Annotated in this window: 20 protein-coding genes; 9 read left to right on the top strand and 11 right to left on the bottom strand. The window is 63.1% G+C overall.

Annotated elements, in window-relative coordinates:
• Positions 1–162: 162 nt before the first annotated feature.
• From BGP85_RS01165 to BGP85_RS01195, 7 genes are all read right to left on the bottom strand, one after another.
• Positions 163–591, bottom strand: coding sequence for a GNAT family N-acetyltransferase (locus BGP85_RS01165; RefSeq protein WP_060511170.1), 429 nt, complete (start codon positions 589–591; stop codon positions 163–165).
• Complete coding sequence (locus BGP85_RS01170) at positions 584–1,750, bottom strand: ribosomal protein uL16 3-hydroxylase (protein WP_103448072.1); 1,167 nt, start codon at positions 1,748–1,750, stop codon at positions 584–586. Before BGP85_RS01170 ends, BGP85_RS01165 begins: the two co-directional genes overlap by 8 nt.
• Positions 1,751–1,831: 81 nt before the next feature.
• The gene (gene purB / locus BGP85_RS01175; protein WP_103448071.1) at positions 1,832–3,202 is read right to left on the bottom strand and encodes an adenylosuccinate lyase; all 1,371 of its coding nucleotides are present in this window, start codon (positions 3,200–3,202) and stop codon (positions 1,832–1,834) included.
• Positions 3,203–3,279: 77 nt separating this feature from the next.
• On the bottom strand, positions 3,280–3,906 hold the full coding sequence (hflD, locus tag BGP85_RS01180; RefSeq protein WP_103448070.1) for a high frequency lysogenization protein HflD: 627 nt from the start codon (positions 3,904–3,906) through the stop codon (positions 3,280–3,282).
• Positions 3,903–5,027, bottom strand: coding sequence for a tRNA 2-thiouridine(34) synthase MnmA (gene mnmA / locus BGP85_RS01185; RefSeq protein WP_103448069.1), 1,125 nt, complete (start codon positions 5,025–5,027; stop codon positions 3,903–3,905). Before mnmA ends, hflD begins: the two co-directional genes overlap by 4 nt.
• A gap of 59 nt (positions 5,028–5,086) precedes the next feature.
• Positions 5,087–5,527 (bottom strand): NUDIX hydrolase, encoded by a 441-nt coding sequence (locus tag BGP85_RS01190; protein WP_103448068.1) that lies wholly within the window; start codon positions 5,525–5,527, stop codon positions 5,087–5,089.
• A gap of 128 nt (positions 5,528–5,655) precedes the next feature.
• Positions 5,656–7,881, bottom strand: a complete 2,226-nt coding sequence (locus tag BGP85_RS01195; RefSeq protein WP_103448067.1) for an NADP-dependent isocitrate dehydrogenase — start codon at positions 7,879–7,881, stop codon at positions 5,656–5,658.
• A gap of 427 nt (positions 7,882–8,308) precedes the next feature.
• Between BGP85_RS01195 and icd the strand changes: the two genes are divergently transcribed.
• Entirely contained in the window at positions 8,309–9,565 is a 1,257-nt protein-coding gene (icd, locus tag BGP85_RS01200; protein ID WP_103448066.1) for an NADP-dependent isocitrate dehydrogenase, read from the top strand.
• Between the two features lie 72 nt (positions 9,566–9,637).
• Here the strand turns inward: icd and cspD are convergent, their stop codons facing one another.
• Complete coding sequence (gene cspD / locus BGP85_RS01205; RefSeq protein WP_103448065.1) at positions 9,638–9,898, bottom strand: cold shock domain-containing protein CspD; 261 nt, start codon at positions 9,896–9,898, stop codon at positions 9,638–9,640.
• A 230-nt stretch (positions 9,899–10,128) separates the two neighbouring features.
• Here cspD and clpS point away from each other — a divergent pair, with 230 nt between their 5' ends.
• Complete coding sequence (gene clpS, locus BGP85_RS01210; RefSeq protein ID WP_016488124.1) at positions 10,129–10,491, top strand: ATP-dependent Clp protease adapter ClpS; 363 nt, start codon at positions 10,129–10,131, stop codon at positions 10,489–10,491.
• A gap of 30 nt (positions 10,492–10,521) precedes the next feature.
• Positions 10,522–12,792 (top strand): ATP-dependent Clp protease ATP-binding subunit ClpA, encoded by a 2,271-nt coding sequence (gene clpA / locus BGP85_RS01215; protein WP_103448064.1) that lies wholly within the window; start codon positions 10,522–10,524, stop codon positions 12,790–12,792.
• Between the two features lie 87 nt (positions 12,793–12,879).
• Here the strand turns inward: clpA and infA are convergent, their stop codons facing one another.
• The 3 genes from infA to aat all read right to left on the bottom strand — a co-directional run bounded on the left by infA (position 12,880) and on the right by aat (position 14,644).
• Positions 12,880–13,098, bottom strand: a complete 219-nt coding sequence (gene infA, locus BGP85_RS01220) for a translation initiation factor IF-1 (protein ID WP_002553999.1) — start codon at positions 13,096–13,098, stop codon at positions 12,880–12,882.
• A gap of 101 nt (positions 13,099–13,199) precedes the next feature.
• Entirely contained in the window at positions 13,200–13,907 is a 708-nt protein-coding gene (locus BGP85_RS01225; RefSeq protein ID WP_054886817.1) for an arginyltransferase, read from the bottom strand.
• Between the two features lie 56 nt (positions 13,908–13,963).
• Entirely contained in the window at positions 13,964–14,644 is a 681-nt protein-coding gene (gene aat, locus BGP85_RS01230) for a leucyl/phenylalanyl-tRNA--protein transferase (protein ID WP_103448063.1), read from the bottom strand.
• A gap of 302 nt (positions 14,645–14,946) precedes the next feature.
• On the opposite strand from aat, the gene BGP85_RS01235 reads away from it, so the two are divergent.
• The 6 genes from BGP85_RS01235 to cysG all read left to right on the top strand — a co-directional run bounded on the left by BGP85_RS01235 (position 14,947) and on the right by cysG (position 22,618).
• Positions 14,947–17,520 carry a DNA translocase FtsK gene (locus BGP85_RS01235; protein ID WP_374755304.1) on the top strand — a complete coding sequence of 858 codons (2,574 nt, stop codon included), beginning with the start codon at positions 14,947–14,949 and terminating at the stop codon, positions 17,518–17,520.
• Positions 17,521–17,582: 62 nt separating this feature from the next.
• The gene (gene lolA, locus BGP85_RS01240) at positions 17,583–18,206 is read left to right on the top strand and encodes an outer membrane lipoprotein chaperone LolA (RefSeq protein WP_103448061.1); all 624 of its coding nucleotides are present in this window, start codon (positions 17,583–17,585) and stop codon (positions 18,204–18,206) included.
• A 12-nt stretch (positions 18,207–18,218) separates the two neighbouring features.
• Entirely contained in the window at positions 18,219–19,544 is a 1,326-nt protein-coding gene (locus tag BGP85_RS01245; RefSeq protein ID WP_103448060.1) for a replication-associated recombination protein A, read from the top strand.
• Positions 19,541–19,915: a fluoride efflux transporter CrcB gene (gene crcB, locus BGP85_RS01250; protein WP_103448059.1), complete on the top strand. Its 375-nt coding sequence runs from the start codon at positions 19,541–19,543 to the stop codon at positions 19,913–19,915. Before BGP85_RS01245 ends, crcB begins: the two co-directional genes overlap by 4 nt.
• Positions 19,916–19,945: 30 nt before the next feature.
• Positions 19,946–21,226, top strand: coding sequence for a serine--tRNA ligase (gene serS / locus BGP85_RS01255; protein ID WP_103448058.1), 1,281 nt, complete (start codon positions 19,946–19,948; stop codon positions 21,224–21,226).
• Positions 21,227–22,618 (top strand): siroheme synthase CysG, encoded by a 1,392-nt coding sequence (gene cysG, locus BGP85_RS01260; RefSeq protein ID WP_103448057.1) that lies wholly within the window; start codon positions 21,227–21,229, stop codon positions 22,616–22,618.
• Positions 22,619–22,644 lie beyond the last annotated feature (26 nt).

Raw genomic sequence — 22,644 nt, forward strand, 5'->3', positions numbered from 1 at the left:
CAAGCGGGGGCGCGGAGGCAAGTTTTATCTGGATGGATGTACAGGTTTTTGTCAGCTGATGTGTTGCTACCTGTGCCGCCCTTCGCGGGACAAGCCCGCTCCTGCAGGCCCGTGCGGTACCTGTAGGAGCGGGCTTGTCACGCGAAGAGGCCAGTGCAGGGATCAGGCGCGCGAGTCGCGCACCATGTCCACATGCGGGATGCCGGCTTCGAGGAATTCTTCGCTGACTACGCGAAAGCCCAGGCGCTCGTAGAACGGCGTGGCATGCACCTGGGCACTGAGCATCTGCTGCTTCAGGTCACGGTCCTGCGCCTCGACGATCACTGCATTCATCAGCGCATCGCCGACCTTCAGGCCGCGCCAGTCCTTGAGCACCGAGACCCGACCAATGGTGCCGTCGGGCAGCAGGCGCGCAGTGCCGATCGGGTAGTCGCCTTCCAGCGCCAGGAAGTGCGCGGCGCTCGGATCGTCCGAGTCCCACTCCAGCTCTGGCGGTACATGCTGCTCGGCAATGAACACGGCTTCGCGGATACGGCGGATATCAGCGTTGTCCTTGTGCCAGTCGGCTAGGCGCACACGAATCTTATTCATTGGCGAATCCCAGGCTTCCTTGTTTGATCAGCTGCTGTACCAGCATAAGGCCATCTTCATCCTGCAACCACTGCTCAAGGTTGTCGATGTGTAACGCATCGGCCGAGCACACCAGCTTCAGCAGTTCGCGCAGCTTGGCCGGCAGTGGGCAGCTGCGGCCGCTGGCGAACAGCATCAGGTCGTCGCCGAGCTCGGACCAGGCCATGCGGGCGCTAGGATTGCGGATCAGGATGGCACCGTCTTCCAGGGCTTCGATCAGCTCGTCTTCGTCCATTTCTTCACCAACCACCTGCTCCGGGTAGCGCGGCTCGGTCATGAACTGGCCGAACCAGGTCAGCAGCAGGTCCTTGTCGTTGGTGTGCTTGTCGATCAGCGCCTTGAGGCGGTCGAGAGCGTCGTGCTGGATCTGGTGCGGGTCGCTGGCAGGCTGCGCGTCGGCGTCGCTGTAGCGCTCTTCTTCCGGCAGGAACTGGCCGAGGAAGTCGGTGAAGTGGGTCAGCACTTCGGCGGCGCTTGGGGCGCGGAAGCCGACCGAGTAGGTCAGGCAGTTGTCCACGGCGACGCCGTAGTGGGCCAGGCGCGGTGGCAGATAGAGCATGTCGCCGGGCTCCAGAGTCCACTCGTCGCTCTGTTCGAATTCGGCGAGGATGCGCAGGTCGGCGTGCTCCAGCAGCGGGCTGTCGCTGTTGCACATCTGGCCGACTTTCCAGTTGCGCTCGCCGTGGCCCTGCAGCAGGAACACGTCGTAGTTGTCGAAGTGCGGACCGACGCTGCCACCCGGGGTGGCAAAGCTGATCATCACGTCATCGATACGCCAGCTTGGCAGGAAGCGGAAGTGCTCCAGCAGCTCGGCGACTTCCGGGACGAACTGGTCGACGGCCTGCACCAGCAGGGTCCAGTCCTGTTCCGGCAGCTCGGCGAAGGTGTCTTCGGTGAACGGGCCGCGGCGCAGTTCCCACGGGTGGGCGCCGTGTTCAAGGACGATGCGCGACTCGACTTCCTCTTCCAGGGCCAGGCCGGCCAGCTCGTCGGGGTCGATCGGGCTTTCGAAGTCCGGGAAGGCCTGGCGCACCAGCAGCGGCTTCTTCTGCCAGTAGTCGCGCATGAATTCGCGGGCCGAGATGCCGCCGAGCAGCTGCAGTGGAGTATCAGGATTCATGTTCAACCTATTGAAAAAACGTAATTTTCGTCCGGGAATAAAAACGCCCGGCCAGGCCGGGCGTTGAACGCGACGGTCAGCTTAGATGCGTTTGGCCTGGGCTGCCGCGTTACCGATGTAGGTAGCGGGGGTCAGCAGCTTCAGTTCGGCCTTGGCGTCGGCCGGCATGTCGAGGCCGTCGATGAAGGTCAGCAGCGCTTCTGGCGTGATGCCCTTGCCACGGGTCAGCTCCTTGAGCTTCTCGTAGGGGTTCTCGATGTTGAAGCGGCGCATCACGGTCTGGATCGGCTCGGCGAGGACTTCCCAGCAGGCGTCCAGGTCGGCAGCGATACGGGCTTCGTTGACTTCCAGCTTGCCGATGCCTTTCAGGCTGGCTTCGTAGGCGATGACGCTGTGGGCAAAGCCCACGCCCAGGTTGCGCAGCACGGTGGAGTCGGTCAGGTCACGCTGCCAGCGCGAGATCGGCAGCTTGCTGGCCAGGTGCTGGAACAGTGCGTTGGCGATGCCCAGGTTGCCTTCGGAGTTTTCGAAGTCGATCGGGTTGACCTTGTGCGGCATGGTCGACGAGCCGATTTCGCCGGCCACGGTCTTCTGCTTGAAGTAGCCCAGCGAGATGTAGCCCCAGACGTCGCGGTCGAAGTCGATGAGGATGGTGTTGAAGCGGGCGATCGCGTCGAACAGCTCGGCGATGTAGTCGTGCGGCTCGATCTGGGTGGTGTACGGATTGAACTGCAGGCCCAGTTCGTCTTCGATGAAGGCGCGGGCGTTCTGCTCCCAATCGATCTGCGAGTAGGCCGACAGGTGGGCGTTGTAGTTGCCCACGGCGCCGTTGATCTTGCCCAGCAGCGGCACGGCAGCGACCTGGGCGATCTGGCGCTCCAGGCGGTACACGACGTTGGCCAGTTCTTTGCCCAGGGTGGTCGGCGAAGCCGGCTGGCCGTGGGTGCGCGACAGCATCGGCACGTCGGCGTGGGCGTGGGCCAGGGCGCGGATGGCGTCGGCGATCTGGCGCATCAGCGGCAGCAGCACGTCGTCACGGCCAGCGCGCAGCATCAGGGCGTGGGACAGGTTGTTGATGTCCTCGCTGGTGCAGGCGAAGTGGATGAACTCGCTGACCTTGGCCAGCTCAGGCAGCTTGGCGGCCTGCTCCTTGAGGAGATATTCGATCGCCTTGACGTCGTGGTTGGTGGTGCGCTCGATTTCCTTGACGCGTTCGGCGTGCTCGAGCTTGAAGTCGGTGGCCAGGCTGTCCAGCAGGGCGTTGGCTTCGGCGGAGAACGCCGGCACTTCACCAATCTGCGGGTGGGCGGCCAGGCGCTGCAGCCAGCGCACTTCGACCAGGGCGCGGAAACGGATCAGGCCGAATTCGCTGAAAATGGGGCGCAAGGCCTGGGTTTTGCCGGCGTAACGGCCGTCTACAGGGGAAACCGCAGTGAGCGAAGAAAGCTGCATGGGGTGTTCTCGGACAGTCAGGCTTTTGGAAGGGCGCATATCATACATGAAAATTGCGCCCGAGTCGGTGTCGCCTATCAGGAAGGCGAACGCATCATGTCGTACAGTTCGTTGAGCAGCTTGCGCCGGCTGAACACCAGCTGCCAGCGATGCCCGCCCAGCTGGCGCCACAGGCGCGCGGCGCGGATGCCGGCGAGCAGCAGGGCGCGGATCTTCGAGGCGTTGCTGGCCTGCTGCAGGAAGCGCATGTCGCCGTGCACCTGGATGCGCTGGCGCAAGGTGCTCAGGGTGTCCTGGTACAAGGCTCCGCTGGAGGCGATGACATTTTCGTGAACCAGGCCGAAATGGTCGGCCTGGGACTGGATCTGTGGCAGGCGGTTGCCGATGGTGTCGAGCAGGTCGTCGCGTTTGTTCAGCTGGCGCTCCAGGCCGAGCATCGACAGCGCGTAGCGCAGCGGCTCGCGCTGCAGGCTGCTGGGGTCGCGTTCGAGGGCGCCAACCAGGGCACGATAACCGTCACGCAGGTTGAGGTCGTCGCCGCCGAACACCTCCAAGGTATCCTTGGGGTCACGTACCAGCAGGCTGCCAAGCATGCAGCCAATGTTGGCTTCGCTGGCCTGGCCGGTGCGGGCGATGCGGTCGACCAGCACGGCGGCCTGGAACACACCGCCCAGGGCAATCAACTGCTCCTGCAGGTTGCTCATGCGCGCGGGCTCCACGGCTCGGCGGTTTCGATCACGCCGCCGCCCAGGCACACCTCGCCGTCATAGAACACCACGGACTGGCCCGGGGTCACGGCGCGCTGCGGCTCGTCGAACACGGCACGGTAGCCGGTTTCGGTCAGCTCCAGGGTGCATTGCTGGTCGCTCTGGCGGTAGCGCACTTTGGCGGTCAGCTGGCGCGGGCTGCTCAGGTCGATCGGGTTGACCCAGAAGATTTCCGAGGCGAGCAGGGCGCGGGAGAACAGCCATGGGTGTTCGTTGCCCTGGCCTACCACCAGCACATTGCGGGTCAGGTCCTTGTGCAGCACGTACCACGGCTCGTCACCAGCGTCCTTCAGGCCGCCGATGCCCAGGCCCTGGCGCTGGCCGATGGTGTGGTACATCAGGCCGTGGTGGCGGCCGATCACTTCACCTTCGGTAGTTTCGATGTTGCCTGGCTGGGCCGGCAGGTATTGCTTGAGGAAGTCGCTGAAACGGCGCTCGCCGATGAAGCAGATCCCGGTGGAATCCTTCTTCTTGGCGGTGGCCAGGCCGTGTTTTTCGGCGATGGCGCGCACTTCCGGCTTTTCCAGTTCACCGACCGGGAACAAGGTACGGGCAATCTCTTTGCCGCCGACGGCGTGCAGGAAGTAGCTCTGGTCCTTGTTCGGGTCCAGGCCCTTGAGCAGTTCGGTCAGTTCGTCAGTGTCGCGGCGGCGCACGTAGTGGCCGGTGGCGATCAGGTCGGCACCCAGCGACAGGGCGTAGTCGAGGAACGCCTTGAACTTGATTTCGCGGTTGCAGAGGATGTCCGGGTTGGGCGTGCGGCCGGCCTTGTATTCCTCGAGGAAGTGCTCGAACACGTTGTCCCAGTATTCGGCGGCGAAGTTGGCGGTGTGCAGCTTGATGCCGATGCGGTCGCACACGGCCTGGGCGTCGGCCAGGTCTTCACGGGCGGTGCAGTATTCGGTGCCGTCGTCTTCTTCCCAGTTCTTCATGAACAGCCCTTCCACCTGGTAGCCCTGTTCCATGAGCAGAAGGGCGGAGACGGAAGAGTCCACGCCGCCGGACATGCCGACGATGACGCGGGTCTTGGCGGGGTCTTTGAGTGCTGGGCTGGTCATGGGTACCGGTGTGTATCAAGGGGGAAAAACGCCGATTCTATCAAAACCGGCGCGGCGCGTCAGTCACGCAGCAATTCGAGGCTGTGCAGCGGGCCAGCGAGGTAGTCGTCGAGGCAGCGCGGGACGAGCTCGCTGCGCCAGCGGGTGGGGTCGGCCAGCAGTTCTTCGCGGGTCAGCCACACGGCGCGGACGATGTCGCTGTCCAGGGCCAGGTCCTGGTGGTGGCGCACGGGGCGGGCGGCGAAGCAGATGCGCTGGTAGGTCACGCCGTTGCTTGGGGCGGTATAGAGGTAGATGCCGACCACGCCAGTGAGCTCGACTTCCCAGGCGGTTTCTTCCAGGGTTTCGCGCAGGGCGGCCTGGGGCAGGGTCTCGTTGGGTTCGAGGTGGCCGGCGGGCTGGTTGAAGACGTGCTGGTCGGCCTTGAATTCTTCGACGAAGAGGAACTTGCCCTCGTGTTCGACGATGGTGGCGACGGTGATGTGGGGTTGCCAGGTCATTAACAGCTCCATCAGGGCCAGCGCGAACCCTGTGGGAGCGGGTTTGCGTTGGCCGCTGGAAATCATTAATCCAGAAAGCACAAACCCCGGTGCGTGGCCGGGGTTTGTGCTGTTACTTCAAGCGAACCTTACAGGGCGGCAATGGCGCTGTTAAGGGTCTTGCTTGGGCGCATCACCTTGGCGGTCAGCGCGGCATCCGGAGCATAGTAGCCACCGATGTCGGCTGGCTTGCCCTGGACGGCGTTGAGCTCGGCGACGATGGTCTCCTCGTTCTCGGACAGGGTCTTGGCCAGTGGGGCGAAGCGCGCCTGCAGGGCGGCGTCGTCGCTCTGGGTAGCCAGGGCCTGGGCCCAGTACAGGGTCAGGTAGAAGTGGCTGCCGCGGTTGTCGATACCACCGACTTTGCGCGAAGGCGACTTGTTGGTGTCGAGGAACTTGCCGGTAGCCTGGTCCAGGGTGTTGGCCAGGACCTTGGCGCGCGGGTTGTCGTAGGTGTTGCCCAGGTGCTCCAGGGAAGCGGCCAGGGCCAGGAATTCACCCAGCGAGTCCCAGCGCAGGAAGTTCTCTTCCACCAACTGCTGCACGTGCTTTGGTGCCGAACCACCGGCGCCGGTTTCGAACAGGCCACCGCCGTTCATCAGCGGCACGATCGACAGCATCTTGGCGCTGGTGCCCAGTTCCATGATCGGGAACAGGTCGGTCAGGTAGTCGCGCAGCACGTTGCCGGTCACCGAGATGGTGTCCTTGCCTTCGCGGATGCGAGCCAGGGAGAACTTGATCGCGTCGACCGGTGCCAGGACGCGGATGTCCAGGCCTGCGGTGTCGTGATCCTTCAGGTACTGCTGCACCTTCTCGATCATCACGCCGTCGTGAGCGCGGGCCGGGTCCAGCCAGAACACCGCCGGGGTGTTGCTCAGGCGGGCACGGTTGACGGCCAGCTTGACCCAGTCCTGGATCGGCGCGTCTTTGGTCTGGCACATGCGGAAGATGTCACCGGCTTCGACGTTCTGCTCCAGAACGACCTTGCCCTTGCCATCGACCACACGGACAACGCCGTCGGCCTGAATCTGGAAGGTCTTGTCGTGGGAACCGTACTCTTCGGCCTTCTGCGCCATCAGGCCGACGTTCGGTACGCTGCCCATGGTGGTCGGGTCGAAGGCACCGTTGGCCTTGCAGTCTTCGATGGTGGCCTGGTAGATGCCGGCGTAGCAACGATCCGGGATGATCGCCTTGGCATCCTGCAGTTCACCGGCGGTGTTCCACATCTTGCCCGAGTCACGGATCATCGCTGGCATCGAGGCGTCGACGATGACGTCGCTCGGCACGTGCAGGTTGGTAATGCCCTTGTCGGAGTTGACCATGGCCAGCGCTGGGCGCTCGGCGTACAGGGCCTGGATGTCGGCTTCGATCTCGGCCTGCTTGTCAGCTGGCAGGTCCTTGATGCGGGCGTACAGGTCGCCGATACCGTTGTTGGCGTTGAAGCCGACTTCAGCCAGGACAGCGGCGTGCTTGGCCAGCACGTCGTTGTAGAACTCTTCGACGATGACGCCGAACATGATCGGGTCGGAGACCTTCATCATGGTGGCTTTCAGGTGCACCGACAGCAGCACGCCGGAGGCCTTGGCATCGGCGATCTGCTCGGCGATGAAGGCTTTCAGGGCTTTGCGGCTCATGGTGGCGCAGTCGACGATTTCGGCGGCCTTGACGGCGGTCTTGGCTTTGAGCACGGTGGTGCTGCCATCTTTGCCGACCAGCTCGATGCGCAGGCTGTCGTCAGCCTCGATCAGTGCAGCTTTTTCGCTGCCGTAGAAGTCGCCGTTGTTCATGTGGGCAACGTGCGACTGCGAGTCGGCAGCCCAGGCGCCCATCTTGTGCGGGTGCTTGCGAGCATAGTTCTTGACCGACAGCGGCGCGCGGCGGTCGGAGTTGCCTTCGCGCAGCACCGGGTTCACCGCGGAGCCCTTGATGCGGTCGTAGCGGGCGCGGGATTCTTTCTCGGCCTCGGTGGACGGCTCGTCGGCGTAGTCAGGGATGTTGAACCCCTTGCCTTGCAGTTCCTTGATCGCGGCCTTGAGTTGCGGTACCGAGGCGCTGATGTTCGGCAGCTTGATGATGTTGGCTTCAGGGGTGGTAGCCAGCTGGCCCAGTTCCGCCAGGTGATCGCCTACTTGCTTCTCTGCGCCCAGTTGCTCCGGGAAGGCGGCAAGGATACGGCCAGCCAGGGAGATGTCGCGAGTTTCGACGGCGATGTCAGCGCAAGCTGTAAAGGCTTCGACAATCGGCAGCAGCGAGTAGGTGGCGAGGGCGGGGGCTTCGTCGGTGAAGGTATAGATGATCTTGGAACGGGTGGGCATGCGGGTTAACTCTCTGTGTGCTGAGCGTGCTCGAGTCTCGTGTTGCGCAGGGTAGGCGCATCGCCCTGGCAACGCCATGAGCGGAAAGTCGAGAGGCTGCGAGCGGTGATGGTGGATGCATCAGTCGAGCGTCAATGCTGAGCTGCGGTAACAGTCCAGACTTTTCTGGCCAGGCTTTTCGGCCATTCATGGCCAAGGGCGGTCCGCATTTTCCTGGGATTCGCCCCGATGACCCTTCGGTCGCGGCGGAGTATACCAAACCATTCGGGCTAATCAGCAAGGCGAAGTGACATCGGCGCCATTTATAAGACCAAAGACGTAGGGGCAATGTGGTGTATTGCCGCACTGCTTGCAGGTCAGCAGATGTGGTTTAGGCTCAGTGGATCGCACGATGTCCAATCACACCCGACAGCGGAGTAGTGCAAGCATGGGATACCAGAAAATCAAGGTTCCGACCGACGGCACCAAGATCACCGTCAATGCAGATCATTCGCTCAACGTTCCTGACAACCCGATCATTCCTTATATCGAAGGCGACGGGATTGGCGTCGATGTCTCGCCGGTGATGATCAAGGTGGTCGATGCCGCCGTGCACAAGGCCTACGGCGGCAAGCGCAAGATTGCCTGGATGGAGGTGTACGCTGGCGAGAAGGCCACCCAGGTGTATGACCAGGACACCTGGCTGCCCCAGGAGACCTTGGATGCGGTGAAAGACTATGTGGTCTCGATCAAGGGGCCGCTGACCACGCCAGTCGGTGGCGGTATCCGTTCGCTCAACGTGGCCCTGCGCCAGCAGCTCGACCTGTATGTGTGCCTGCGTCCGGTGCTGTGGTTCCAGGGGGTGCCGAGCCCGGTGAAGAAGCCCGGCGACGTCGACATGGTGATCTTCCGCGAGAACTCCGAAGACATCTATGCCGGGATCGAGTGGAAGGCCGGCTCGCCCGAGGCGAACAAGGTGATCAAGTTCCTAAAGGAGGAAATGGGCGTCACCAAGATCCGTTTCGACCAGGACTGCGGCATCGGCGTCAAGCCGGTCTCGCGCGAGGGCACCAAGCGCCTGGTGCGCAAGGCCCTGCAATACGTGGTCGACAACGACCGCGAGTCGCTGACCCTGGTGCACAAGGGCAACATCATGAAGTTCACCGAAGGGGCCTTCAAGGACTGGGGCTATGAAGTGGCCCGCGACGAGTTCGGTGCCGAGCTGCTCGATGGTGGTCCGTGGATGAAGTTCAAGAACCCGAAAACCGGCCGTGAGGTGATCGTCAAGGATGCCATTGCCGACGCCATGCTCCAGCAGATCCTGCTGCGCCCGGCCGAGTACGACGTGATCGCCACCCTCAACCTCAACGGTGACTACCTGTCCGACGCCTTGGCGGCGGAGGTGGGCGGCATCGGCATTGCGCCGGGTGCCAACCTGTCCGATACCGTGGCCATGTTCGAGGCTACCCACGGCACTGCGCCCAAGTATGCGGGGCAGGACAAGGTCAACCCCGGTTCGGTGATCCTCTCCGCAGAGATGATGCTGAGGCACATGGGCTGGACCGAGGCGGCTGACCTGATCATCAAGGGCACCAATGGCGCGATTGCGGCCAAGACCGTGACCTACGACTTCGAGCGCTTGATGGATGGCGCTACATTGGTGGGCAGCTCGGGCTTTGGTGATGCAATGATCAAACATATGTAAGGCAATTGAAAACCGGCCGCTTCTGCTAAAGAAGCGGCCGGTTCTTTCGTATACCGGCAGAGAGCGGGGTGGTCAGACTTGCACGGTCTCGTCCTCGGACTGGCCAACAGCCTTGGCGGCTGCAGCCGTTGCGGCGTCGATGATCTTGATCGCGTGCAGGCCTTTGGGGCCCTGGATGATCTCGAATTCCACGGACTGGCCGGCCTTGAGCGTCTTGTAGCCGTCCATCATGATCGCCGTGTAGTGGGCGAACAGATCCTCGGCTTTACCCTCCTCATTGACGAATCCGTAGCCCTTGGCATTGTTGAACCACTTGACTTTACCGCTTGCCATCCCTATGTCCCTCTGCAAAGGACTCCATCACTGGAGTATCATCCACTTCATCCGCATACGAACCATGCGAAAAATCTGGTTGACTGCGCGGATCTTTATCGACCACGGTGGGTTCTTATTGGTTGTAACACCGTTTTGCCGATAGTCAAGGTCAGGTGGCGCGTGCGCCAGCGGCCGCAATTGCAGTCAACCCACAACCTTAACCTGACGCTCATGATGAAATTCTTTCCATGCATGCACCCAGTGAGATTCGACTAACATTCAATCAGGATCGCCCGCAAACGAACGAGGACGACGGCTCAGGTCTTGCCGTTCAGGAAGCCAAGCCGATCCTGCAGGCACCACCTATGTACAAGGTGGTTTTGTTCAACGATGACTACACGCCGATGGATTTCGTCGTCGAAGTGCTCGAAACGTTCTTCAGTCTGAACCGCGAGCTGGCGACCAAGATCATGCTGACCGTCCATACCGAAGGGCGGGCAGTGTGCGGATTGTTTACCCGTGACATCGCCGAAACAAAGGCCATGCAGGTCAACCAATACGCCAGGGAAAGCCAGCATCCGCTACTCTGTGAAATCGAGAAGGACGGTTAATCGCCGACCACTTGGGTATGAGGTGAAGCTATGTTAAACCGCGAGCTCGAAGTCACCCTCAATCTTGCCTTCAAGGAGGCTCGTTCGAAGCGTCATGAGTTCATGACCGTCGAACATCTGCTGCTGGCACTCCTTGACAATGAGGCTGCTGCGACCGTTCTGCGCGCCTGTGGCGCCAATCTCGACAAACTCAAGCACGACCTGCAAGAGTTCATCGACTCCACTACACCCCTGATCCCCGTCAACGACGAAGACCGCGAAACCCAGCCGACCCTGGGCTTCCAGCGTGTGCTGCAACGTGCCGTGTTCCATGTGCAGAGTTCCGGCAAGCGCGAAGTCACCGGTGCCAATGTGCTGGTGGCGATCTTCAGCGAACAGGAAAGCCAGGCCGTGTTCCTGCTCAAGCAGCAGAGCGTGGCCCGTATTGATGTGGTCAACTACATTGCCCATGGCATCTCCAAGGTGCCGGGCCATGGTTCGCATTCCGAAAGCGACCAGGAAATGCAGGACGAAGAAGGTGGCGAAACCTCCTCTTCGAGCAACCCGCTGGATGCCTACGCCAGCAATCTGAACGAGCTGGCCCGTGCCGGCCGTATCGACCCTCTGGTGGGGCGCGAGCAGGAAGTCGAGCGCGTGGCGCAGATTCTGGCCCGCCGGCGCAAGAACAACCCGCTGCTGGTCGGTGAGGCCGGCGTCGGCAAAACCGCCATCGCCGAAGGCCTGGCCAAACGTATTGTCGACGGCCAGGTGCCTGACCTGCTGGCACAGAGCGTGGTCTATTCGCTGGACCTCGGTGCACTGCTGGCCGGTACCAAGTACCGCGGTGATTTCGAAAAGCGCTTCAAGGCGCTGCTCGGTGAGCTGAAGAAGCGCCCGCAAGCGATTCTGTTCATTGACGAGATCCACACCATCATCGGTGCCGGTGCGGCGTCGGGCGGGGTGATGGATGCGTCCAACCTGCTCAAACCACTGCTGTCGTCTGGCGAAATCCGTTGCATCGGTTCGACCACCTTCCAGGAATTCCGCGGCATCTTCGAGAAGGACCGTGCCCTGGCGCGGCGCTTCCAGAAGGTCGATGTCAGCGAGCCATCGGTGGAAGACACCGTTGGCATCCTGCGTGGGCTGAAAGGCCGCTTCGAGAGCCACCACAACATCGAGTACAGCGACGAAGCCCTGCGCGCCGCCGCCGAACTGGCCTCGCGCTACATCAATGACCGGCACATGCCGGACAAGGCCATCGACGTGATCGACGAGGCAGGTGCCTATCAGCGCCTGCAGCCCGAAGCCAATCGGGTCAAACGCATCGATGTGCCGCAGGTCGAAGACATTGTCGCCAAGATCGCGCGGATTCCGCCGAAGCATGTCACCAGTTCCGACAAGGAGCTGCTGCGTAACCTCGAGCGCGACCTGAAGCTGACCGTGTTCGGCCAGGACCAGGCCATCGACTCGTTGGCCACCGCCATCAAGCTGTCCCGGGCCGGCCTCAAATCGCCGGACAAACCGGTCGGTTCGTTCCTGTTCGCCGGCCCGACCGGTGTGGGCAAGACCCAAGCGGCGCGGCAGCTGGCCAAGGCGTTGGGGGTCGAGCTGGTGCGCTTCGACATGTCCGAGTACATGGAGCGTCACACCGTGTCGCGCCTGATCGGTGCGCCGCCTGGCTATGTTGGTTTCGACCAGGGTGGCCTGCTGACCGAGGCGATCACCAAGCAACCGCACTGCGTGCTGCTGCTCGATGAAATCGAGAAGGCCCACCCGGAAGTCTTCAACTTGCTGCTGCAGGTGATGGACCACGGTACCCTGACCGACAACAACGGGCGCAAAGCCGACTTCCGTAACGTGATCCTGATCATGACCACCAACGCTGGTGCCGAAACCGCCGCGCGGGCCTCGATCGGCTTTACCCATCAGGACCACGCGTCCGATGCCATGGAAGTCATCCGCAAGAGCTTCACGCCGGAGTTCCGCAACCGTCTGGACACCATCATCCAGTTTGGCCGCCTGAGCACCGAGACGATCAAGAGCATTGTCGACAAGTTCCTCATCGAACTGCAGGCACAGTTGGAAGACAAGCGTGTGCTGCTGGAGGTCAGTGATGCCGCCCGCGGCTGGCTGGCGGTTTCCGGCTACGACGTGCAGATGGGTGCACGGCCGATGGCGCGGCTTATCCAGGATAAGATCAAGCGGCCGCTGGCCGAGGAGATCCTGTTTGGCGAGCTGGCCGAGCACGGTGGCGTGGTGCATGTCGACCTGCGCGATGGCGAACTGGTGTTCGACTTCGAGACCACGGCTGAGGTGGCTTGATCGTACGGGGCCGCTTTGCGGCCCCCTCTGCAATCTGGCAGGCACAAAAAAGCCCGGCACATCGCCGGGCTTTTTCATGGCTAGAACTTAGCGCGCACGGTAAGTGATGCGGCCCTTGCTCAGGTCGTAAGGCGTCAGTTCGACGCGGACCTTGTCGCCAGTGAGAATACGGATGTAGTTTTTGCGCATCTTTCCGGAGATATGCGCGGTTACGACGTGCCCGTTTTCCAACTCCACGCGGAACATGGTGTTGGGCAGGGTGTCGACGACAGTGCCTTCCATTTCGAAGCTGTCTTCTTTCGACATGCAGTAGAGCCCTCGGATCCAGTGTTGGCCCGACGCATAACCGCACCGGGCAAAAAAGTGGCGTGGATTATGCCCGAAAACTGTGTGTCAAGCCAATGCTTTCAGTTGAGGGTGACCCAGCGCTGGTTTATCAACAACTCGATAGGCCGATACTGCGTCTTGTAGTTCATTTTCTTGCAGTTTTTGATCCAGTAGCCCAGGTACACCGCCTCCAGGTCCTGGCGCAGGGCTTCGGTGATCTGCCAGAGGATGGCAAAGCGCCCGAGGCTGCGGCGTTCTTCTTCAGGCTCGTAGAACGTGTACACCGCCGACAGGCCGTTGGGCAGCAGGTCGCAGACGGCGACTGCCAGCAGGCGGCCTTCCAGGCGGAACTCGTAGAACCAGCAGAACGGCAGGTCGCGGACCAGGAAGGTGGAAAACTGGTCGCGGCTCGGCGGATACATGTCGCCATCGGCGTGGCGGGTTTCGATGTAGCGCCGGTACAGGTCGAAATACTCTTCCTTGAACGCCGGGCGGGCAGCGGTCACGGTCAGGTCGGCGTTGCGCTTGAGGATGCGCCGCTGCTGGCGGTTGGGAATGAAGCGTGCGGCGGGGATGCGCGCCGGTACGCAGGCATTGCAGTTCTGGCAGTGCGGGCGGTACAGGTGGTCGCCGCTGCGGCGGAAGCCCATTTCCGACAGGTCGGCATACACATGCACGTCCATCGGCTGGCTGGGGTCGAGGAACAGCGTGGTGGCCTGTTCGTCCGGCAGGTAGCTGCAGGAGTGGGGTTGAGTGGCATAGAACTTCAACCGCGCCAACTCTGTCATGATCAACCCCCTCGGTGAGACTTTGCTTTAAGTGTAAGCCAGCTGGCAGAACTCGCCTAGCAAACCCAGGTGGCGCTGTTGGGCTGGTCGAGGTGGTGCGCCAGGTAGTCGGCGAAGCGGGCGCGGCTGATGGCGCGGGCGCCAAGGCTGTGCAGATGGTTGGTTGGCATCTGGCAGTCGATCAGCACGAAACCGGCCTGGCGCAAATGTTCGACCAGCGTCACGAAGCCAACCTTGGAGGCATTGTCGGCGCGGCTGAACATCGATTCGCCGAAGAACAGCTGCCCGATGGCCAGGCCGTACAAGCCGCCGACCAGCTCGCCGCGCTCGCGCACTTCCACCGAGTGGGCGATGCCGCGTCGGTGCAGTTCGCAGTAGGCATTGCGCATGGTGTCGGTGATCCAGGTACCGTCCGCGTAGTCGCGCGGCGCCGCGCAGGCGGCAATCACCGCCGGGAAGTCGCTGTCGAAGCTGACCTGGTAGCGGCCCTGGCGCATCAGCTTGGCCAGCGAGCGCGAGACGTGCAGCTCGTCCGGGAACAGCACCGTGCGTGGGTCGGGCGACCACCAGAGGATCGGCTGGCCGTCCTGGTACCAGGGGAAGCAGCCATGCCGGTAGGCTTGCTCCAGGCGCTCGGGGCTCAGGTCGCCGCCGGCGGCGAGCAGGCCGTTGGGGTCGTGCAGGGCCTTTTCCAGCGGCGGGAAGGTCAGCGAGTCGCGGGTTAGCCAGGTGAGCATGGTCTATTGTGCGGTGGGGGAGGGGAGAGCGCAGCATGGCGCGCAGGGCTTGCGGGGTCAATGCTGGCAGGGTCAAGAGTCATTGGCGGGCAGCAGAATGGGTAATTTCCTACACATTCATGAAAGCATAGGCACCATCCGCTACATTTGCTGTCACACCTGTGCAAAAACACAGCATAAGCCTTTGTCACAAAAGAAAATGCATGCTCAAATTGCACCTATACGAAAGTCGCCCCCACGCGAGAGCCATACGGCGTGCCGTCATGGCGGCTGGCGGGCAGTAATGTTAAAAGTAGTGGTTCATTGGCCAGACACCGGCCGATCACTACTGGACGCGCAGCACGCGCAGGAATAGACGCGTTTTGAAGAAATCCACCGCAACTCCAGCTCCCTTGCCCGTGCCCCTGTGGCGCCAGCAGCTGCATTACCGCCTCAAGGAAGGTGCGTTGATCGCTGTCGGTGCCCTGTGCCTGTACCTGTGGATGGCACTGCTGACCTACGACACGTCGGATCCGGGCTTCAGCCACACCAGCAACATCGACCAGGTGCAGAACGCCGCCGGGCGTGCCGGTGCGTACTTCGCCGACATCCTGTTCATGGTGCTGGGCTACTTCGCCTACATCTTCCCGCTGCTGCTGGCGATCAAGACCTGGCAAATCTTCCGCGAGCGTCATCAGCCGTGGCAGTGGAGCGGCTGGCTGTTCTCCTGGCGGCTGATTGGCCTGGTGTTTCTGGTGCTGTCGGGCGCGGCCCTGGCGCATATTCATTTCCATCCGCCGGCGAGCCTGCCGTTTTCTGCGGGCGGTGCGCTGGGCGAAAGCCTCGGCGACCTGGCGCGCAACCTGCTGAACGTGCAGGGCAGCACGCTGATGTTCATTGCTCTGTTCCTGTTCGGCCTGACCGTGTTCACCGACCTGTCGTGGTTCAAGGTGATGGACATGACCGGCAAGATCACCCTCGACCTGTTCGAACTGGTGCAGGGCGCGGCCAGCCGCTGGTGGGAAGCACGCAACGAGCGCAAGCGCCTGGAAGCGCAACTGCGTGAAGTTGACGAGCCGGTGTTCGACCTGGCGCCGAAGGCCACCGACAAGCGTGAACCAGCCAAGCCGGCCTTGCGTGAGCGTATCTTCAAGCGTGAGGAAGCGCCGGCCCAGCCCGCTGAACCCCGCGAGCCGACCCTTGGCCGTGAGCCTGTCGTGCGCAGTGAACCGACACTTTCCCGCGAACCTGTCGTGCCGCGTGAACCCGTGGTCCCGCGCGAGCAGCCGCCTGCAGTGGCCCCGACGATTGTGCCACCGGCCGCGGCCAGGGCGCCGGAGCCGAGCAAGCGGGTGATGAAGGAAAAACAGGCGCCGCTGTTCGTCGACAGCGCCGTGGAAGGCACCTTGCCGTCGATTTCCATTCTCGACCCGGCCGAACAGAAGAAGATCGAGTACTCGCCAGAATCCCTGGCCGGGGTTGGCCAGTTGCTGGAAATCAAACTCAAGGAATTCGGCGTGGAAGTCTCGGTGGACTCCATCCACCCGGGTCCGGTGATTACCCGTTACGAAATCCAGCCGGCTGCTGGCGTCAAGGTTAGCCGCATCGCCAACCTGGCCAAGGACCTGGCGCGATCGCTGGCGGTGACCAGTGTGCGGGTGGTCGAGGTGATCCCCGGCAAGACCACCGTGGGTATCGAGATCCCCAACGAAAACCGGCAGATGGTGCGCTTCTCGGAAGTACTTGCCACGCCGCAGTACGACGAGCAGAAGTCGCCGGTCACCCTGGCCCTGGGTCACGACATCGGCGGCAAGCCGGTGATTACCGACCTGGCCAAGATGCCGCACCTGTTGGTGGCCGGTACTACCGGTTCCGGTAAGTCGGTGGGTGTCAACGCGATGATCCTGTCGATCCTGTTCAAGTCCAGCCCGGAAGACGCGCGGCTGATCATGATCGACCCGAAAATGCTCGAACTGTCGATCTACGAGGGCATTCCGCACTTGCTGTGCCCGGTGGTCACCGACATGAAGGACGCCGCCAACGCCCTGCGCTGGAGCGTGGCCGAGATGGAGCGGCGCTACAAGCTGATGGCGGCCATGGGCGTGCGTAACCTGGCCGGCTTCAACCGCAAGATCAAGGACGCCCAGGAAGCCGGCGAGATCATCCATGACCCGCTGTACCGCCGCGAGAGCATGGACGACGAGCCGCCAGCGCTGAAGACCCTGCCGACCATCGTCGTGGTGGTCGACGAATTCGCCGACATGATGATGATCGTCGGCAAGAAGGTCGAAGAGCTGATTGCCCGTATCGCCCAGAAGGCGCGGGCCGCCGGTATCCACCTGATCCTCGCCACCCAGCGCCCGTCGGTGGACGTGATTACCGGCCTGATCAAGGCCAACATCCCGACCCGCATGGCGTTCCAGGTATCGAGCAAGATCGACTCGCGGACCATCATCGACCAGGGCGGCGCCGAACAGTTGCTCGGTCACGGTGACATGCTGTACATGCCGCCGGGCACCAGCCTGCCGATCCGTGTCCACGGTGCATTCGTCTCCGACGATGAAGTGCATCGCACGGTCGAGGCGTGGAAGCTGCGTGGCGCGCCGGACTACAACGACGACATCCTCAATGGCGTCGAAGAGGCCGGCAGCGGCTTCGACGGTGGCGGCGGCGGTGGCGATGGTGACGATGCCGAAACCGATGCCCTGTATGATGAAGCCGTGCAGTTCGTGTTGGAAAGCCGCCGCGCTTCCATCTCGGCGGTACAGCGCAAGCTGAAGATCGGCTACAACCGCGCCGCGCGGATGATCGAGTCGATGGAGATGGCCGGCGTGGTCACCCCGATGAACAGCAACGGCTCGCGGGAAGTGATTGCCCCGGGCGGCCCGCGCGACTGATGAACACCTTGCCGGGCGCCAACGGTGGCGCCCGGCCATTTCAATGCTCAATGAGGATTCCCATGCGCGCGATTCGCATGCTGTTGGTTTCTGCCCTGACCCTGGGCTCGGTTACTGCTTATGCCGGTGAGCAAGACGTACAACGCTTGACCCAGTTGCTGGAAAAATCCCAGACCATCGAGGCCAATTTCTCCCAGCTGACCCTGGACGCCGGCGGCACTAGCCTGCAGGAAACGTCCGGCAAGATGACCGTGAAGCGCCCAGGCTTGTTCTACTGGCACACCAATGCGCCGCAGGAGCAGGTGGTGGTGTCCGACGGCAAGAACGTCACTCTGTGGGACCCGGACCTGGAACAGGCGACCATCAAGAAGCTCGACCAGCGTCTGAACCAGACCCCGGCATTGCTGCTGTCCGGTGACGTGTCGAAGATCAGCCAGAGCTTCGACATCACCTCCAAGCAGCAGGGCGACGTGATGGACTTCACCCTCAAGCCGAAGACCAAGGACACCTTGTTCGACTCGCTGCGTGTGTCGTTCCGCAAGGGCCTGATCAATGACATGCAGCTGATCGACAGTGTCGGCCAGCGCACCAACATCCTGTTCAATGGCGTCAAAGCCAACCAGGCGGTGCCGGACAGCCAGTTCAAGTTCGACATCCCCAAAGGCGCCGACGTCATCAAGGAGTAAGCAGAGCTCGCCATGGACCTGTTTCGAAGCGAACCCGTCGCCCAGCCTCTGGCAGCCCGCCTGCGCCCGTCCAATCTGGACGAGTACGTCGGCCAGGAACACCTGCTGGCGCGCGGCAAACCGTTGCGCGAGGCGCTGGAGCAGGGTGCGCTGCACTCGATGATCTTCTGGGGGCCGCCGGGTGTGGGCAAGACCACCCTGGCGCGGCTGCTGGCACAGTTCTGCGATGCGCACTTCGAGACGGTGTCGGCGGTGCTGGCCGGGGTCAAGGAGATCCGCCAGGCCGTCGAAGTGGCCAAGCAGCAGGCCGGCCAGTATGGCCGGCGCACCATCCTGTTCGTCGACGAAGTGCACCGCTTCAACAAGTCCCAGCAGGATGCCTTCCTGCCCTACGTGGAAGACGGCACGCTGCTGTTCATCGGTGCCACCACCGAGAACCCGTCGTTCGAACTGAACAACGCCTTGCTGTCGCGGGCGCGGGTGTATGTGCTCAAGAGCCTGGACGAAGCGGCGTTGCGCAAGCTGGTCAACCGTGCCCTGACCGAGGAGCGGGGCTTGGGCAAGCGCAACCTGCGTGTGGGTGACGACGCCTTCAAGATGCTCATGGCCGCCGCCGATGGCGATGGCCGGCGCATGCTCAACTTCCTTGAGAATGCCTCGGACCTTGCCGAAGATGGCAGCGAGATCGACGTCGAGATGCTGCAAAGCCTGCTCGGCGACAGCCGTCGGCGCTTCGACAAGGGCGGCGAGGCGTTTTACGACCAGATCTCCGCGCTGCACAAGTCGGTGCGCGGCTCCAACCCCGATGGCGCCCTGTACTGGTTCGCACGCATGCTCGACGGCGGCTGCGATCCGCTGTACATCGCCCGCCGCGTGGTGCGCATGGCCAGCGAGGACATCGGCAACGCCGACCCACGGGCCCTGAGCCTGTGCCTGGCCGCCTGGGACGTGCAGGAGCGCCTGGGCAGCCCCGAGGGCGAGCTAGCGGTGGCCCAGGCCATCACCTACATCGCCTGTGCGCCAAAAAGCAATGCGGTGTACGTGGGCTTCAAGACCGCGTTGCGCGAGGCCGCCGAACATGGCTCGCTGGAAGTGCCGCTGCACCTGCGCAATGCCCCGACCAAGCTGATGAAGCAACTCGGCTACGGCGACGAATACCGCTACGCCCACGACGAGCCCGATGCCTACGCTGCCGGCGAAGATTACTTCCCGGAAGAACTCGAGCCGCGTCAGTACTACCAGCCCGTGCCGCGAGGCCTGGAGCTGAAGATCGGCGAGAAGCTGCGCCACCTGGCCGACCTCGACCGCAACAGCCCCCGCCAACGGAGAAAACCGTGATTGCACTGATAGCCGCCGTCAGCGCGGGCGGTATTGCCGGTACCTTGTTGCGCTTCGCCACCACCAACTGGGTCGCGACCCACTGGCCACGGCACTTCTATCTCGGTACGCTGGCGGTCAACCTGGTCGGCTGCCTGCTGATCGGCCTGCTCTATGGCCTGTTCCTGCACAAGCCGCTGGTGCCGGTCGAACTGCGCGCCGGCCTGATCGTCGGCTTCCTTGGCGGCCTGACGACCTTTTCCTCCTTCTCGCTCGATACCGTGCGCCTGATCGAAAGTGGGCAAGTGCCCCTCGCCTTGGGCTATACCAGTATCAGCGTGGTGGGCGGGCTCCTGGCCACCTGGGCCGGCCTGTCCCTGACCCGATTCTGAACCAACACCTACCTATAACGAGAGAACGATATGCTCGATTCCAAACTGTTACGCGGCCAACTTCAGGAAGTGGCGGATCGCCTGGCCTCCCGTGGCTTCAGCCTGGATGTCGCGCGCATCGAATCACTGGAAGAGCGCCGCAAGGCGGTGCAGACCCGCACTGAGCAGCTGCAGGCCGAGCGTAACGCCCGTTCCAAGTCGATCGGCCAGGCCAAGGCCAAGGGCGAGGACATCGCCCCGCTGATGGCTGACGTCGAGCGCATGGCCAATGAACTGGCCGCCGGCAAGGTTGAACTGGACGGTATCCAGGCCGAACTGGACGGCATCCTGCTGACCATCCCCAACCTGCCGGACGCCAGCGTACCGGTCGGTGCCAGCGAAGACGACAACGTCGAAGTGCGCCGCTGGGGCACCCCGGCCTCCTTCGATTTCGAGATCAAGGACCACGTCGCCCTGGGCGAAGTCAGCGGTGGGCTGGACTTCGAGGCCGCGGCCAAGCTGTCCGGCGCGCGCTTTGCCGTGCTGCGTGGGCCGATCGCCCGCCTGCACCGTGCCCTGGCGCAGTTCATGATCAACCTGCACACCGGCGAGCACGGCTACGAGGAGCACTACACCCCGTACCTGGTGCAGGCCCCAGCCCTGCAGGGCACCGGCCAGCTGCCGAAGTTCGAGGAAGACCTGTTCAAGATCACCCGCGAAGGCGAAGCCGACTTCTATCTGATCCCGACGGCCGAAGTGTCGCTGACCAACCTGGTCGCCGACCAGATCCTCGACGCCAAGCAGCTGCCATTGAAACTGGTTGCCCACACCCCGTGCTTCCGCAGCGAAGCCGGTGCGTCCGGCCGTGACACCCGTGGCATGATCCGCCAGCACCAGTTCGACAAGGTCGAGATGGTCCAGGTGGTCGAGCCGTCCAAGTCGATGGAAGCCCTGGAAGGCCTGACCGCCAACGCCGAGCGCGTGCTGCAGCTGCTGGAGCTGCCGTACCGCGTACTGGCCCTGTGCACCGGCGACATGGGCTTCGGCGCCGTGAAGACCTACGACCTGGAAGTGTGGGTGCCGAGCCAGGACAAGTACCGCGAAATCAGCTCCTGCTCCAACTGTGGTGACTTCCAGGCGCGCCGCATGCAGGCCCGCTGGCGCAACCCGGAAACCGGCAAACCTGAGCTGGTGCACACCCTCAACGGTTCCGGCCTGGCTGTAGGCCGTACCCTGGTGGCCGTGCTGGAAAACTACCAGCAGGCCGACGGTTCGATCCGCGTACCGGACGTGCTGAAGCCGTACATGGGCGGCGTCGAGGTCATCCGCTAAATGGATTACCTGCCGCTGTTCCACAAGCTGCAGGGCGGCCGGGTTCTGGTCGTCGGCGGCGGTGAGATCGCCTTGCGCAAGGCGCGCCTGCTGGCAGATGCCGGCGCCGCGCTGCGCGTGGTGGCGCCGGATGTCGACGGCCAGCTGGCTGCGTTGGCCCGGGAAGGTGGCGGTGAAGTGCTGGTGCGTGGCTATCAGGCGGCCGACCTGGTCGGTTGCCGGCTGGTGATCGCGGCCACCGACGACCCTGGGCTCAACGCCCAGGTGTCGGCCGATGCGCAGGCGTTGAGCCTGCCGGTCAACGTGGTGGATGCGCCGGCCCTGTGCACGGTGATCTTCCCTGCCATCGTCGACCGTTCACCGTTGGTGATCGCGGTGTCCAGTGGCGGTGACGCCCCGGTGCTGGCGCGGCTGATCCGCGCCAAGCTGGAAGCCTGGATTCCGTCGGCCTATGGCGAACTGGCCGGGCTGGCAGCGCGTTTCCGGCACAAGGTCAAATCCTTGTACCCGGACGTCAATCAGCGCCGTGGCTTCTGGGAAACAGTGTTTCAGGGCCCGATTGCCGAGCGCCAGCTGGCCGGGCAGGGCGCCGAAGCCGAACGCCTGTTGCAGGCGATGGTCGAGGGTGCGCCGGTGCAGCAGGGCGGTGAGGTGTATCTGGTGGGGGCGGGGCCGGGCGATCCGGACTTGCTGACCTTCCGTGCCTTGCGCCTGATGCAGCAGGCCGACGTGGTGCTGTACGACCGCCTGGTGGCACCTGCCATCATCGAGATGTGCCGGCGTGATGCCGAGCGTATCTACGTTGGCAAGCGCCGCGCTGACCATGCCGTGCCGCAGGACCAGATCAACCGCCTGCTGGTCGACCTCGCCCAACAGGGCAAGCGTGTGTTGCGCCTCAAGGGTGGCGACCCGTTCATCTTCGGCCGGGGTGGCGAAGAGATCGAGGAGCTGGCCGAGCACGGCATTCCGTTCCAGGTGGTGCCGGGGATTACCGCGGCCAGTGGTTGCTCCGCCTATGGCGGCATTCCGCTGACTCACCGTGACTATGCCCAGTCGGTGCGCTTCGTTACCGGGCACCTCAAGGATGGCACCAGCAACCTGCCGTGGGATGACTTGGTGGCGCCGGCCCAGACCCTGGTGTTCTACATGGGGCTGGTGGGGTTGCCGACCATCTGTGCCGAGCTGATTCGCCATGGGCGGGCGGCGAGTACGCCGGCGGCACTGGTGCAGCAGGGGACTACGCGCAATCAGCGCGTGTTCACCGGTACCTTGGCGGATTTGCCGGAGCTGGTGGCCCGGCATGAAGTGCATGCGCCGACCTTGGTGATTGTCGGGGAAGTGGTGCAGTTGCGCGACAAGCTGGCTTGGTTCGAAGGTTCGCAGAACAGCTGAAGCCGTCGGGGCCGCAAGGCGGCCCC

It is taken from the genome of Pseudomonas putida, from assembly GCF_002906855.1.
In the GTDB taxonomy this organism is placed as follows: domain Bacteria; phylum Pseudomonadota; class Gammaproteobacteria; order Pseudomonadales; family Pseudomonadaceae; genus Aquipseudomonas; species Aquipseudomonas putida_N.